Here is a 13,412-nt window from a genome sequence, read left to right as displayed (position 1 = left end):
TTTTTCTGCAAACAAAAAAACAACATGACTTGCATGTTGCTTTTTGCTATATCTTACCTTTAATAGTTCCGACTACATCCGCTACGCTTTGAAGATGATCAATTTCCTCATCAGTGATTTCGATACCAAATTCATCTTCTAGCGTTAGGACGAACTCCATCAAGTCCACTGAGTCCGCATCTAGATCGTCTTTCAAACTCAAGGCCTCTGTTACGACAAAGTCCTCTCCCTGTCGCTCTTGGATAATGGTTACAATACGGTCAAAAATTTCTTTTTCTGTCATCTTTTTATTCTCCTGAAAATTCACGCGCAGTCTGGGCAACTACGTCTGTTTTTAGCATGGTACGAATCTGGCGAATCGTACTATACACAGCCTTGGCGTCACTTGAACCATGAGTCTTGACAACCGGTGCCTTAACACCAAACAAGACCGCTCCACCAACATCTGAATAGTTAAGTTGCTTTTTCAAACCTTTAAGGCTATCCTTGAGAAGAAGAGCACCTAGTTTCGCTCGAAGACCACCACCTGTGATAGCTGTCTTAAGCAAGCCCATGATACCCATGGCTGTCCCTTCAATAGATTTGAGCACAGCGTTTCCCGTGAAACCATCTGTTACGACAACATCCGCAACACCATTCATCAAATCACGCGCTTCCACGTTTCCGACAAAATTCAAGCTTTCATCAGCCGCCAGTAAAGCGTAAGTTTCCTTACGAAGCGGGTCTCCCTTGCTGCTTTCTGTTCCGTTGTTGAGCAAACCAACACGTGGTTGTGCAATCCCACGAACATTTTTCGCATAGAAGGAACCCAAAACAGCGTATTGGTGCAGATGATGGGCTGTATTTTCCGCATTGGCTCCAAGGTCTAGCATGTCAAAGCCTTTTCCATCAATGGTCGGCAAGGTAGATATGAGTCCTGGACGATCGATGTTCTTGATACGACCCACGATGAAAAATCCTGCTGCCAACAAGGCACCTGTGTTCCCAGCTGAGAGGACAGCGTCTGCTTCTCCCTCCTTGACTGCCTTGGCTGCTAATACCATGCTGGCATTTTTCTTCTTACGGATAGCTTTTGTCGGCTCATCGTCTGAGTTGATTTTCTCATCCGTATGGATGATGCTAACGCGCTCTGTCGCTGTTAGATATTGCTTGATCTTGCTTTCATCTCCGTAAAGTTGAATCTCAATATCTGAAAAGTCAGCAAGGGCTTGGTTGACACCCTCAACGATGGCTTGAGGTGCATAATCGCCCCCCATAGCATCTACTGCGATTTTTTTCATTTGTCTTCCTCTTTTAGTAATTGTCCCCAGTCGGCTAGGGAATCAATGAATTTCTTTGATTTTAGGTGAATTCCAACGTACTCTTCGTAGAGTTGATCCATAAACTTGCGCAAGTCTTGCTTGATTTCAGACTTGAGCGAAATGGTCTCCAAGGTCTCAAAATCAATGGCTTGAAATTGATTGAGCAGATAAGGGATGTTGGGATTCAGATGGCAACGTTTCTCGTCCTCATGAAAATGATCCGGACAGAGGCAGGCTCCATATTTGAAAGAAAAGTCAAAGGCCTGACCTACCCGATGGCAAAAGACACACTCATTAAAATTAAGGCTGATTCCAAATCGAGTCAAGATTTGAATTTCAAAAATATTGGTCAAAACCTGATAATCTATACCTGCTTCCATCAACTCCAGAGTCTTCCTCAAGAAAGCAAACAAGGGAGCATCCTGCTGATTATCCTGCAAACTAGCATCTGCAAGGGCAGCCACATAGGTTGCATAGGCCATGACAAAGAGATCACTATTAATCTTGGGGAAGGTCATCACCTCATGGTAGTCCTCGATGTAGCTAAGCCCGTCATCATTGATTCGCAAGAGAAATCGTGCCAACACCAAGGGCTGAATAACCGGAGCTAGTTTGGACTGGCCAGCGTGTTTGACGAAAAACATGCGCTTGCCCGCCTGCTCGGTAAAAATTTTGACTAGCTTGTCATCCTCACGAAAGTTACGATTGTAGAGCACCAAGCCTTGACTCGTGATAGACTGAATCATGCTTCTCTCATGTACTCCTCAAGTCGTTTCATGGCCTCTCTGATTGTTTCCATGCTGGCTGCATAGGACAGGCGCACATAGCCTTCTCCGTAACGTCCAAAGGCGGCGCCAGGGATAAAGGCAACGGCCTTCTTCTGAGCAAAATCCTTCAGAAAAGCAAAGGAATCTTGATTGTAGCCCGCTGGAATCTTAGCAAAGATATAGAAGGCACCGTCTGGTTTGATAATTTCAAAACCAAGAGCAGTCATCTTTGCGATGATATAATCTCGACGCTGGATGTACTCCTTCTTCATAGGCTCTGCGTCGTTTTTACCAGCGGTCAAAGCCTCCACCGCAGCATGTTGTGCCATCGTATTTGCGGCAGTAACCAAATATTGGTGACTCTTGATTAACTGAGCTGTGAAAGCTGCAGGAGCAAAGATGAAGCCTAAACGCCAACCAGTCATAGCATGCGATTTAGACAAGCCATTGATAATAATAGCCTGGTCTCTCAGCATCGTTCCTAGAGATACATGGGCTTCGCCTGTATAGGTTAATTCTGAGTAAACCTCATCACAGACAACAAAAATCTCATACTTGCGTAAAACGTCTGCCAAGGCTTCCAACTGCTCCCGACTATAGGTAATTCCTGTCGGATTGGCTGGATAGTTGAGAATAACTGCTTTGAGCTTGTCCCCTTGCTCCAAAATAGCCTTTTCCAACATCTCAGGAGTCAAAACAAAACCATTTTCAGTTGTATCAATCTCGACAATCTCTGCCCCAACCAGATTGACAATCGGTTCATAGCCTGGATAGGCAGGAGCTGGCAAGAGCACCTTGTCCCCCTCTTCCAAAATAGCTGTCAAAGTAGCAGATAAAGCCTCTGTCGCCCCAATTGTAACCAAGATTTCATTTTCAGGATTATAATCTAGCTGGTATTTTTCTTTTACAAAGTCGCTAGCAGCCTGGCGCAAGGTCAGTAAACCGCTCATCCCTGTATAGTAGGATTGGTTCTGATCAATGGCTCGCTTGGCTGCCTCCTTGATATGATCTGGCGTTGTAAAATCAGGTTCCCCCAAGGTCAAACGCAAGACCCCAGGAATCTCTGAAATTGCCTGGTCAAACTGGCGAATCAAGGAAACTTGAATCTTGTCTAACTGTTTATTAAAGCGCTTGGTTAAGTCCATAGATATCCCCCTTGCTTACAGAACATAGTACTATTATACTACAAAAGCTCCCTGACCGCAAAATCCATCTGAAACCCGCATTTTTCACTTTCTGTTTTACTTTTCTTCTCGACAGGACTATAATAATAAGTGCTTATTTTCGGAGGTTTATATGTTATTTTTATCAAAAAATGGAGCAGGAATCTTGACCTGCCTTCTCATTTCCATCGTATCTTGGTACTTAGGAGGATTCTTTCCTGTCATTGGCGCACCCGTTTTTGCCATTTTCATAGGCATGCTCCTAAATCCCTTTCTCTCATCCTATAAACAACTGGATGCTGGATTGACCTTTAGTTCTAAAAAATTACTCCAATATGCTGTTGTCTTGCTTGGTTTTGGTCTCAATATCTCGCAAGTCTTCGCAGTTGGGCAATCTTCACTCCCTGTCATCCTTTCCACCATTTCAATAGCCCTGATTATTGCCTACCTCTTCCAGCGCTTCTTTGCACTGGATACAAAACTGGCTATCTTGGTTGGAGTGGGATCTTCTATCTGTGGTGGCTCTGCCATTGCTGCGACAGCGCCCGTTATCCATGCCAAGGAAAAAGAAGTTGCCCAAGCCATTTCCGTTATCTTTTTCTTCAATGTCTTGGCTGCGCTCATCTTTCCAACTCTGGGAACCTGGCTTCACTTATCAAATGACGGCTTTGCCCTCTTTGCAGGAACTGCGGTCAATGACACTTCCTCTGTAACGGCTACCGCCAGCTCCTGGGACAGTCTTTACCAGACCAATACCCTCGAATCTGCAACCATTGTGAAACTCACACGCACCTTAGCAATCATTCCTATCACTCTCTTTCTCTCCTACTGGCAAAGTCGCCAGCAAGAAAATAAACAAGGCGTACAACTAAAAAAAGTCTTCCCACTTTTTATCCTTTATTTTATCCTGGCTTCTCTCTTAACGACTCTCCTTACCTCTCTCGGTGTGTCCAGTAGCTTCTTTACCCCTCTCAAACAACTCTCCAAATTCCTCATTATCATGGCCATGAGTGCTATCGGTCTCAAAACAAATCTAGTAGCCATGGTCAAATCCAGCGGTAAATCCATTCTTCTTGGAGCCCTTTGCTGGATTGCCATCATCCTTACCAGTCTTGGCATGCAGGCATTGATTGGTATTTTCTAACACAAAAGGTAGCCCATGGCTACCTTTTATTGTTCAAGAATTAAGCGTGTATGTTCTCTCTTGATACAGCGATTCATCACGATGTCATCGCATCCTCCGGCACGCAAGATTTCTTCCGCTTCTAGGCTTTCAAGTCCTAATTGCGCCCAAAAAATCTTGGCATCAGCCTTGAGAAAATCACGCGCCACATCTGGCAAAAACTCACTACGACGGTAAACATTGACAATATCTACAGGAAAAGGAATCTCAGCTAGACTCGCATAAGCCTTTTCTCCCAAGATTTCCCCACCTGCAGCCTTGGGATTAACTGGAATAATTTTATAGCCTCGAGCCTGCATTTCCTTGGTCACTCGATTGCTAGTTGTTTCCTCACGATCAGACAAACCCACTACCGCTAATGTTTTACTGGTCGCCAGATACTGACGAATCACACCATCACTTGGATTGATAAATTCTTGACTCATAGAAATCCTCCTTTTTCATCAGTATAGCATATTTTGAAAAGGCTTGCAGATTTTGACTATAAAAATCTCCTAGCAAGAAAAGAAACCTGCTAGGAGAACTATCTATTTCAAGTGAAAGATTAAATCTTTTTCTCAATGCTAAACAAAGGAGAAAGAGGACGTTTTTCATGGATACGAACGATGGCATCTCCTAAGAGGTGGGCAATAGAGATCTGTTCAATCTTATCAATCAAACGCTCTTCTGGTAGGTAGATAGTATCCAAAACAACCAATTTCTTAATAGCTGATTTTTGGATATTATCCATAGCTGGCCCTGAAAGAACTGGGTGCGTACAGCTTGCGTAAACTTCAACAGCACCTGCTTCAGCAAGAGCATCCGCCGCATGACAAATAGTTCCAGCTGTATCGATCATATCGTCAATCAAGATACAAGTCTTACCTTCGACCTTACCGATAATGTTCATCACTTCGCTAGTATTCATCTTGTCTACACTACGGCGTTTGTCAATAATCGCAATTGGAGTTTTCAAAAACTCTGCCAATTTACGAGCACGAGTCACCCCACCATGGTCTGGGCTGACAACCACGTAGTCAGAGCCAACCATGCCACGACGTTCAAAGTAGTCCGCAATCAATGGAGCGCCCATCAAGTGATCTACAGGAATATCAAAGAATCCCTGAATCTGCGCAGCGTGCAAATCAATCGTCAACAAACGATCCACTCCAGCCACTTCTAGCATATTGGCAACGAGTTTTGAAGTGATTGGCTCACGCGCTCTCGCTTTTCTATCCTGACGTGCATAACCATAGTAAGGCATGACAACGTTGACAGATTCTGCACTAGCCCGCTTCAATGCGTCCACCATAATCAAAATCTCAAGTAAATTATCATTTACAGGTGAACTAGTTGATTGTAGGATAAAGACGTGTTTTCCACGGATTGATTCTTCAATGTTGACCTGAATCTCCCCATCTGAAAATTGGCGAACAGTCGATTTCCCCAACTCTATCCCAATTTCTTGCGCCACACGCTCTGCCAATTCTCTATTAGAAGAAAGGGCAAACAGCTTTAAATCAGAAAAAGACATGATTTCCTCCGGTATTTATGTATCACTTGTTTTTACACAACATTTTCCATCTACCATTGTAGCGCTTTTTCCTTTATTTTTCAATCAAAAATAAAACAAGAGTAAACATTTATACCCTTGTTTTATACTATTTTATATTAGCTATATTAAACCTGAAAATCCTACATTTTAACAATCGATTTTATGCTAGGATGAGATTTTTTCGAGGCAAAGTTAGTATACTTCTCTCATACTTCCTGTATCCACATCATAGACAGCACCTGAAATAACCACATCATCAGGAATCAGTGGAGATTCTCGAAGCAATTGCATATCCTCTCTCACACTCTCTTCCACATCCTGGAATGGTAAAAAATCTTGATCAGACACATCGACTCCGAGCTCGTGTTTCAAATGTTCATGAAAACTTTCATTTTCAAAGGTTTGAGCTCCACAATCTGTATGGTGAAGCACCACAATCTCTCTTGTCCCCATTTGTTGCTGGGAAATCACCAGTGAACGAATCATGTCCTCAGTTACTCGACCACCCGCATTCCGCAAGATATGAGCATCCCCAAGGGCCAAACCTAGAGCTTGCGCAACGTGTAGACGTGAGTCCATACAGGTCACGATAGCTACTCTGGTTTTGGGTTTAAGTGGCAGATTTAACTGCCCATGTAGGGCAACATAAGCCTGATTGGCTTGCATAAACTGTTCAAAATACGACACGATTCCCTCCTGAAAAATTTGATAATCAAATATTTCTCCTATCTTATCATTTTTAAGAGGATTTGTCACGGATTATGCAAAGACCTTTTTCAAAACTTCTTGAATCGTTGTCACACCAATGACTTCAATTTCCTTGGGTGGAGTGATTCCTGTCAAGGAATTCTTGGGTACATAAATCTTGGTAAAGCCCAGTTTTGCCGCTTCATTTATGCGTTGTTCGATGCGATTCACGCGCCGAATTTCTCCGGTCAAGCCCAGTTCACCCACAAAACATTCCTGAGGATTGGTAGGCTTGTCCTTGTAACTAGAGGCAATAGCCACTGCAACGGCTAAGTCAATGGCAGGCTCATCCAATTTGACGCCACCAGCAGATTTGAGATAAGCATCCTGATTTTGCAAAAGAAGCCCTGCTCGTTTTTCCAAAACAGCCATAATCAGACTTGCACGATTGAAATCAAGTCCAGTCGTCGTACGCTTAGCATTTCCAAACATGGTTGGTGTTACCAAAGCCTGAACCTCCGCCAAAATCGGACGGGTCCCTTCCATGGTCACAACGATTGACGAGCCAGTAGCCCCATCCAAACGCTCCTCTAGGAAAACTTGACTCGGATTGAGTACCTCAACCAATCCACCCGACTGCATCTCAAAAATCCCAATCTCATTAGTGGAACCAAAACGGTTTTTGACTGCCCTCAAAATACGGAAGGTATGGTGGCGCTCCCCTTCAAAGTAAAGCACCGTATCCACCATATGCTCCAACATACGCGGACCTGCCAAGGTTCCTTCCTTAGTCACATGTCCTACGATAAAGATAGCAATGTTATTAGTCTTCGCCAACTGCATGAGTTCAGCCGTTACCTCACGCACCTGAGACACAGACCCCTGCACCCCTGAAATCTCAGGAGACATAATCGTCTGGATAGAGTCGATGATGAGAAAATCTGGTTGGATGCGCTCCACCTCAGATCGAACACTCTGCATATTGGTCTCTGCATAGAGATAAAACTCACTATCAATATCCCCCAAGCGCTCTGCTCGTAACTTAATCTGCTGGGCAGACTCCTCCCCACTGACATAGAGAACCGTACCCACTTGAGACAACTGGGTTGATACTTGTAAGAGAAGGGTTGATTTCCCAATCCCTGGATCCCCACCGATAAGGACGAGACTCCCTGGTACCACTCCCCCTCCAAGCACACGGTTGAATTCCTCCATCTCCGTCTTGGTTCGATTGACATTGATGGAAGTCACCTCAGCCAGTTTCATGGGCTTGGTTTTCTCACCTGTCAAGGACACACGCGCATTCTTGACCTCGGCAACCTCAACCTCTTCTACAAAAGAAGACCAAGACCCACAGTTAGGACAACGCCCTAGATATTTTGGGGAATTGTACCCACAATTTTGACATACAAATGTCGCTTTTTTCTTTGCGATGATAAACCTCTTTCTAAATCTCTATCTCACACTCTATCACTTGGCAAAAATCAATTTTTTCATTAGGTACAAACTGGCGCATGAGCATTCGATGAGCGACAACTACCACAGTCTGATGTTCTCGATACTTAGTCATGCATTCTAGAAAACGAGACTTCATCTCCGCAGCTGTCTCATATTGAATAGGGGCATTGGGGAGCAACTCTCCATTGTTTTCTAAAAACAGACATCTAGCTCTTTCAAAGTTTTCTATTCCTGCTTCATAGACCTGCCATTCGTGTAACATAGGCTCCACTCTCAAAGGAAGTCCAGTAGCACAAGATACATAAAAAGCCGTTTCTAAAGCTCTCGTTACTGCTGAAGTCACTAGTAGATTAGCCGATTGTAGCAAAGGATTTTGCCAAAGTTCCTGAGCTTGTTTTCTTCCCTTCTCAGATAAGGGGGCCAAATCCATCCCAAAACCTGTATAAGAACGTTCCTCTAACTCACGGTAATCTGGCTCCCCGTGACGTACAAAGATGATTTTCATCCTAGTGTCCTGTTGATCCAAAACCACCAGTCCGCACGCCGTCTGCCTCATCTCCGTCTGCGATTAAAAATGGTGCAAAGACAGCCTGAACCACACGTTCCCCAACTTCAAGAATCACTTCCTGATCAGTAATGTTTTTCATCTGCGCAAAAATATGTCCCTCATTTCCAGGATTTCCATAATAATCCCCATCAATAACGCCAACAGAGTTGATCAAGACCAGACCCTTCTTACGAGGATTTGAAGAACGGTCATAGAGATAGAGCACTTCTGTCGGCTGCATGTAAGCCTTGACACCAGTCGGAACGAGAACAATCTCTCCTGGAGCAATCACAGTGCGTTCCGCAACCTTTAAATCATAACCAGCTGCATGAGCTGTCTCACGCTTCGGTAGCAAATTTTCATCTGTAAAACTCGAAACCAATTCAAAACCACGAATTTTCATATTTTTCTCTTTTCTATAATCATTTATTCTAGGCTATTTTATCTTATTTATTCGAAAAAAGCACGAAAAAAGAGCACACAATTCACATCGCTTAGGGCTGCTGGATTCCTCCCCTGACCCGCTTCACGCAGAACTGTTGCTCCACTATTCATTATACCACATTCCCATCGGTTTTTAAAGAGAAATTATTTTTTCCGTCGATTTCGAAAAAAATCCTGCATAATCGCTGCACAGTCATCTTCCAAAATTCCCGTTTCTACCTCTACACGATGATTGAGACGCTCATCTGTCAAAATGTCGTACAAGCTCCCAGCTGCACCAAATTTCTGGTTTTTAGCCCCGTAAACTACGTTTGGAATACGGGCAAGCCCAATCGCACCACTACACATAACACAAGGCTCAATGGTCACAAAAAGCGTACAATCCAGCAGTCGCCAACTCTCTTCACTCACATTCGCATTCTCTATAGCCATGATTTCTGCATGCATGACCGCCCGTTGCAACTCCTCGCGCGCATTATGCCCCCTACCAATGATTTCTCCATCCTTGACAATCACACAACCAATTGGAATTTCATCGTGTTCTAAGGCAATCTCAGCCTCTCTCAAAGCCTCTCTCATAAAGGCTTCTTTTTCTTCAACTGTATAATTCATCGTTCTTCTCTTTTCCTGCTTATCAATTCTATCATTATAGCATGTTTTCCTAGACAAAAAAAGAGCTCTATAATATTTACACTGACTAACTTTAGATAGTATCAAATCGCTGGATTGTAGAAATAATGTTTTAAAAAGAGTATAATATTAACAAAATTGATAGAAAATCAGAAATCATGAACTTAAAATAATGGAGATAACTGACATAGAAAGTTCAAGAGATGAATATACTGATATTTATACAATAAACAATATGAAAGGGTAAATGATGAAATTAGAGTTATTACTGGATAAACCAAAATTTACCTTAATGTTTCCATATGAAAATCAATTTAATAGAGCAGGGGGACCATTCATGATATCTTTATCTGTTATGATTCTCTGGATTCTAAAGCATCTGATAGCTTATAATACCGATTTTACAGACAAGATTATTATAGCAATCGTACTGATTTATGCTCCACTTCTTCTATGGTTTATGGGGTATTATCTCTTCATAAATGGAGTAAAATTAGAAGTTCATAAAAACAATACTGTTCAGTATTATACCTATAGTAGCAGAGGCCTCAGCGTATTACATTATCAATTTAAACTTCAAGATATCGAACAAATAACCATTAAAAAACGTCCCTTTAATTGTGCAAAGTTAACCATGAAAATTAGAAATCCTATTTTTTTAGAAGGATATGAGAAAAATCTAAATAAGCTAATAAGTGTCAGTATCATCACAGATAAACTGAAAGCAGATGTTTTTATGCACGAAATGAACCAAATTCAAAATGACAAATCAGGAAACCAAATTATCAAATAAGCTAATTTACAAAAAATTTAATTTTATCTAACTTATAAATTCTAAAGAAAATAGTTCACTGAAGAAGCTGGGATCAAAAATCCCAACCTCATTTTTGCTTAGTTGTAAACCTATAATTTATTAGTAGATTGAACTGTTTGTTGGTATTTTAGAATTCAAAAAGCTACTTTTACCAAAACTTCTTTTCTCCATTCACAACATTAACCAATTTACTCAAACGTTGAAATCTTACAGATATAGGTTTACCAAATCGAGACTTAGTCTAGAGATTTCTATCCCACTGTTTTTTTCTTTATTTTAAAAAGTCAAGTAGAAGCCTATATAGGACTTATGAACTAAAAAAAGCCACCCAATGGGGTGACTTAGTAGGGAGATTATTATGAAAAAGAAAAGTTTAGGATATTTGTTACAACAAGTTAGGAGGTTTTCTTGTAACTATCTATAGTATACCCGCCCTCTCTTAAACTAATCTTAAAAATCTCTTACGACCAAACACTTTCTAAAATATTTGTTTGTTCACGACCAGGACCAACTGAGAAGGTAGAAATACGAACGCCAACCAATTCACTCACACGACGGACATAGTTACGCGCATTTTCAGGAAGATCTTCCAAATTACGGACTCCAGTGATGTCTTCTGACCAGCCTGGCAATTCTTCGTAGATAGGCTTGCAACGTTTTAATTGCTCAAGACTAGCTGGGTAGTGGTCGATACGTTGACCATCGAGATCATAAGCCACACAGATTTTCACAGTATCCAAACCGCTCAAAACATCAATAGAGTTCAACGAAAGATTGGTAATACCAGATACACGGCGGCTATGACGCATCACAACTGAGTCAAACCAACCCACACGACGTGGACGCCCAGTTGTCGTACCATACTCATGACCTACTTCACGAATGCGATCTCCCACTTCATCAAATAATTCAGTTGGGAAAGGTCCATCACCTACACGACTTGTGTAGGCTTTACATACACCTACAACCTTGTCAATCTTACTTGGACCAACACCAGACCCAATTGTCACACCACCAGCGACAGGGTTTGACGACGTAACAAATGGATAAGTACCTTGGTCGATGTCTAGCATGACACCTTGTGCACCTTCAAAAAGCACACGTTTGCCATTATCAAGCGCATCATTCAAGATAACAGATGTATCTGTCACATACTGCTTGATTTGTTGGCCATATTCATAGTATTCTTCAAAAATATCATCAATTGAAATAGGGGTGCTATCATATAATTTTTCAAACAGACGATTCTTTTCCGCCAGATTACGTTCTAAACGCTCACGAAAAATGTCTTTATCCAAAAGATCCGCAATACGAATTCCAACACGAGCAGCTTTGTCCATATATGCTGGACCGATTCCCTTGATTGTAGTACCAATCTTATTGTCACCCTTAGCCTCTTCTTGCAAGCGATCCAATTCAATATGGTAAGGCAAAATAACATGTGCACGATCAGAAATACGCAAGTTATCAGTTGTCACACCTTCACCATGAAGATAAGTCAACTCTTTCACAAGGGATTTCGGGTTTACAACCATCCCATTCCCGATAACAGAGATTTTTTCAGGGAAGAAAATTCCAGATGGAATCAAGTGCAACTTAAATTTCTTACCATCAATCACAATTGTGTGACCAGCATTATCACCACCTTGGTAACGAGCAATCACCTCTGCATTAGCTGAAAGAAAATCTGTAATTTTCCCTTTACCTTCATCGCCCCATTGGGTACCTACAACAACAACTGAAGTCATAATTTTGTCTGAGCCGCTAGGCTCTTCCTTTCTCATATACATGGCAGGAGTCTCACCCGCAATCATATCTTACAATTTATTATAAGAAAAAAAGACCATTTTATCAAGAAGAAACACTGGAAAAGATTTGGAATTTCTGCAAATTATAAAATTTGAAACCTTAAAAATTAAACAAAATCCTACAAAATATAAAATCAATACAGATTATTGTTCGTGATAAATGATATATGAACGTCACTAGTTTAGAGTAGTACCTTCTAGCAAGAATTTATCTAGATACAAGCGATAGGCCGTCTGAAAATGATATAAACAAAACTCTTTATCGCTTTTAATTCTAAATCTTATCAAATAATAAAGTAAAAAACGAAGATGAAGTGATTCCCACTCAGCAGAACTCTGGCATAAAGAAGCATATTCTTGTTCAACTAGTTTCAAAAAGACAAATGCTCGTTCATAAAATTTTTGAAGCATATAAAAAATCCCTTTCTTATTATTAACACTAGTCTAACAGAAAAACGAACTAAAAAAGCTTCAAATCCTATAAAAGAAGAATTTAAAGCTAAACGAACTAAAAATAAAATATAAAGGTAATTATAGATGCCAAAATTAAGTTTTGAATTTTGAGAAGTTTACTTCATTTATAAAATCATGACCACCCGTCAAACGGATGGTTTGCACCAGGGCTATAAGCCCAAATTACCAGCCAGCGCCTAAAGACGCTGGATAATTTCTTTAATCTTGAATATATTTCTTAATTGTGGCTTCATTAAGTCCCACTGTACTCACATAATAACCTTCTGCCCAAAAATGCCGGTTGCCAAACTTGTACTTGAGGTTGGCGTGTTTATCAAACATCATGAGTGCACTTTTGCCTTTTAAATAACCCATGAAACTTGAAACACTTATCCTTAGTGGAATACTTACTAACATATGTACATGATCAGGCATTAAGTGTCCTTAGATAATCTCAACACCTTTATAACTACATAATCGGTGGAATATTTCTCCCAAACTACTTTGATATTGATTATAAATGATTTTTCGTCTATACTTAGGGGTGAACACAATGTGATATTTACACATCCACTTTGTGTGTGATAAACTATGTGCCTTTTGTGCCATATTTTTCTCCTTTC

The 13,412-nt window shown here is 41.2% G+C and carries 15 protein-coding genes, 1 other RNA gene and 1 pseudogene; 2 read left to right on the top strand and 15 right to left on the bottom strand.

The genetic code is table 11. The features are described from left to right. Positions 1-46 precede the first annotated feature (46 nt). Genes GOM48_RS00180 through GOM48_RS00165 form a run of 4 tightly spaced genes read right to left on the bottom strand, consistent with a single transcriptional unit; the run spans position 47 to position 3,213 of the window. Positions 47-283 carry an acyl carrier protein gene (locus tag GOM48_RS00180; protein WP_235097623.1) on the bottom strand — a complete coding sequence of 79 codons (237 nt, stop codon included), beginning with the start codon at positions 281-283 and terminating at the stop codon, positions 47-49. 4 nt (positions 284-287) lie between these two features. Beyond that, the gene (gene plsX, locus GOM48_RS00175) at positions 288-1,280 is read right to left on the bottom strand and encodes a phosphate acyltransferase PlsX (RefSeq protein ID WP_235097621.1); all 993 of its coding nucleotides are present in this window, start codon (positions 1,278-1,280) and stop codon (positions 288-290) included. Then, complete coding sequence (gene recO / locus GOM48_RS00170) at positions 1,277-2,047, bottom strand: DNA repair protein RecO (protein WP_235097619.1); 771 nt, start codon at positions 2,045-2,047, stop codon at positions 1,277-1,279. Before recO ends, plsX begins: the two co-directional genes overlap by 4 nt. Next, entirely contained in the window at positions 2,044-3,213 is a 1,170-nt protein-coding gene (locus GOM48_RS00165) for a pyridoxal phosphate-dependent aminotransferase (protein WP_235097617.1), read from the bottom strand. Before GOM48_RS00165 ends, recO begins: the two co-directional genes overlap by 4 nt. Before the next feature lie 151 nt (positions 3,214-3,364). On the opposite strand from GOM48_RS00165, the gene GOM48_RS00160 reads away from it, so the two are divergent. Further along, positions 3,365-4,375 carry a YeiH family protein gene (locus tag GOM48_RS00160; protein ID WP_235097615.1) on the top strand — a complete coding sequence of 337 codons (1,011 nt, stop codon included), beginning with the start codon at positions 3,365-3,367 and terminating at the stop codon, positions 4,373-4,375. Between the two features lie 26 nt (positions 4,376-4,401). Here the strand turns inward: GOM48_RS00160 and GOM48_RS00155 are convergent, their stop codons facing one another. The 8 genes from GOM48_RS00155 to tadA all read right to left on the bottom strand — a co-directional run bounded on the left by GOM48_RS00155 (position 4,402) and on the right by tadA (position 9,696). Next, the gene (locus GOM48_RS00155) at positions 4,402-4,839 is read right to left on the bottom strand and encodes a CoA-binding protein (protein WP_000076478.1); all 438 of its coding nucleotides are present in this window, start codon (positions 4,837-4,839) and stop codon (positions 4,402-4,404) included. 119 nt (positions 4,840-4,958) lie between these two features. Next, positions 4,959-5,927, bottom strand: coding sequence for a ribose-phosphate diphosphokinase (locus GOM48_RS00150; RefSeq protein WP_084933666.1), 969 nt, complete (start codon positions 5,925-5,927; stop codon positions 4,959-4,961). 213 nt (positions 5,928-6,140) lie between these two features. Beyond that, a complete protein-coding gene (locus tag GOM48_RS00145; RefSeq protein WP_025170864.1) occupies positions 6,141-6,635 on the bottom strand; it encodes a beta-class carbonic anhydrase in 495 nt (164 codons plus the stop codon). Positions 6,636-6,707: 72 nt separating this feature from the next. After that, on the bottom strand, positions 6,708-8,069 hold the full coding sequence (gene radA / locus GOM48_RS00140; RefSeq protein WP_081102559.1) for a DNA repair protein RadA: 1,362 nt from the start codon (positions 8,067-8,069) through the stop codon (positions 6,708-6,710). Positions 8,070-8,082: 13 nt separating this feature from the next. Beyond that, positions 8,083-8,598, bottom strand: a complete 516-nt coding sequence (locus GOM48_RS00135) for a histidine phosphatase family protein (RefSeq protein WP_235097612.1) — start codon at positions 8,596-8,598, stop codon at positions 8,083-8,085. A 1-nt stretch (position 8,599) separates the two neighbouring features. Beyond that, on the bottom strand, positions 8,600-9,043 hold the full coding sequence (locus tag GOM48_RS00130; RefSeq protein ID WP_000701979.1) for a dUTP diphosphatase: 444 nt from the start codon (positions 9,041-9,043) through the stop codon (positions 8,600-8,602). 54 nt (positions 9,044-9,097) lie between these two features. Beyond that, an RNA gene (gene ffs / locus GOM48_RS00125) (signal recognition particle sRNA small type) lies at positions 9,098-9,196 on the bottom strand. A 32-nt stretch (positions 9,197-9,228) separates the two neighbouring features. Then, entirely contained in the window at positions 9,229-9,696 is a 468-nt protein-coding gene (tadA, locus tag GOM48_RS00120) for a tRNA adenosine(34) deaminase TadA (protein WP_001110101.1), read from the bottom strand. 265 nt (positions 9,697-9,961) lie between these two features. Here tadA and GOM48_RS00115 point away from each other — a divergent pair, with 265 nt between their 5' ends. Continuing rightward, positions 9,962-10,507, top strand: coding sequence for a hypothetical protein (locus GOM48_RS00115; protein ID WP_235097610.1), 546 nt, complete (start codon positions 9,962-9,964; stop codon positions 10,505-10,507). A 482-nt stretch (positions 10,508-10,989) separates the two neighbouring features. On the opposite strand, the gene GOM48_RS00110 is transcribed toward GOM48_RS00115, so the two are convergent. The 3 genes and pseudogenes from GOM48_RS00110 to tnpA all read right to left on the bottom strand — a co-directional run. Further along, complete coding sequence (locus tag GOM48_RS00110) at positions 10,990-12,276, bottom strand: adenylosuccinate synthase (RefSeq protein WP_223328858.1); 1,287 nt, start codon at positions 12,274-12,276, stop codon at positions 10,990-10,992. A gap of 237 nt (positions 12,277-12,513) precedes the next feature. Further along, a complete protein-coding gene (comW, locus tag GOM48_RS00105) occupies positions 12,514-12,747 on the bottom strand; it encodes a sigma(X)-activator ComW (RefSeq protein ID WP_000939517.1) in 234 nt (77 codons plus the stop codon). Between the two features lie 264 nt (positions 12,748-13,011). Then, positions 13,012-13,398 (bottom strand): annotated as a pseudogene (gene tnpA / locus GOM48_RS00100) (IS200/IS605 family transposase); the annotation flags it as partial. Positions 13,399-13,412 lie beyond the last annotated feature (14 nt).

Source organism: Streptococcus oralis (genome assembly GCF_021497885.1).
GTDB classification, from domain to species: domain Bacteria; phylum Bacillota; class Bacilli; order Lactobacillales; family Streptococcaceae; genus Streptococcus; species Streptococcus oralis_BQ.
The sequence above is the reverse complement of the archived record's forward strand: the minus strand, read 5'-3'. Positions and strand labels throughout refer to the sequence as shown.

Excerpts from the sequence above, each read along its gene's own strand:
- GOM48_RS00180 (WP_235097623.1), bottom strand. The coding sequence starts at position 283 with ATGACAGAAAAAGAAATTTTTGACCGTATTGTAACCATTATCCAAGAG.
- plsX (WP_235097621.1), bottom strand. The coding sequence starts at position 1,280 with ATGAAAAAAATCGCAGTAGATGCTATGGGGGGCGATTATGCACCTCAA.
- recO (WP_235097619.1), bottom strand. The coding sequence starts at position 2,047 with ATGATTCAGTCTATCACGAGTCAAGGCTTGGTGCTCTACAATCGTAAC.
- GOM48_RS00165 (WP_235097617.1), bottom strand. The coding sequence starts at position 3,213 with ATGGACTTAACCAAGCGCTTTAATAAACAGTTAGACAAGATTCAAGTT.
- GOM48_RS00160 (WP_235097615.1), top strand. The coding sequence starts at position 3,365 with ATGTTATTTTTATCAAAAAATGGAGCAGGAATCTTGACCTGCCTTCTC.
- GOM48_RS00155 (WP_000076478.1), bottom strand. The coding sequence starts at position 4,839 with ATGAGTCAAGAATTTATCAATCCAAGTGATGGTGTGATTCGTCAGTAT.
- GOM48_RS00150 (WP_084933666.1), bottom strand. The coding sequence starts at position 5,927 with ATGTCTTTTTCTGATTTAAAGCTGTTTGCCCTTTCTTCTAATAGAGAA.
- GOM48_RS00135 (WP_235097612.1), bottom strand. The coding sequence starts at position 8,598 with ATGAAAATCATCTTTGTACGTCACGGGGAGCCAGATTACCGTGAGTTA.
- GOM48_RS00130 (WP_000701979.1), bottom strand. The coding sequence starts at position 9,043 with ATGAAAATTCGTGGTTTTGAATTGGTTTCGAGTTTTACAGATGAAAAT.
- tadA (WP_001110101.1), bottom strand. The coding sequence starts at position 9,696 with ATGAATTATACAGTTGAAGAAAAAGAAGCCTTTATGAGAGAGGCTTTG.
- GOM48_RS00115 (WP_235097610.1), top strand. The coding sequence starts at position 9,962 with ATGATGAAATTAGAGTTATTACTGGATAAACCAAAATTTACCTTAATG.
- GOM48_RS00110 (WP_223328858.1), bottom strand. The coding sequence starts at position 12,276 with ATGACTTCAGTTGTTGTTGTAGGTACCCAATGGGGCGATGAAGGTAAA.
- comW (WP_000939517.1), bottom strand. The coding sequence starts at position 12,747 with ATGCTTCAAAAATTTTATGAACGAGCATTTGTCTTTTTGAAACTAGTT.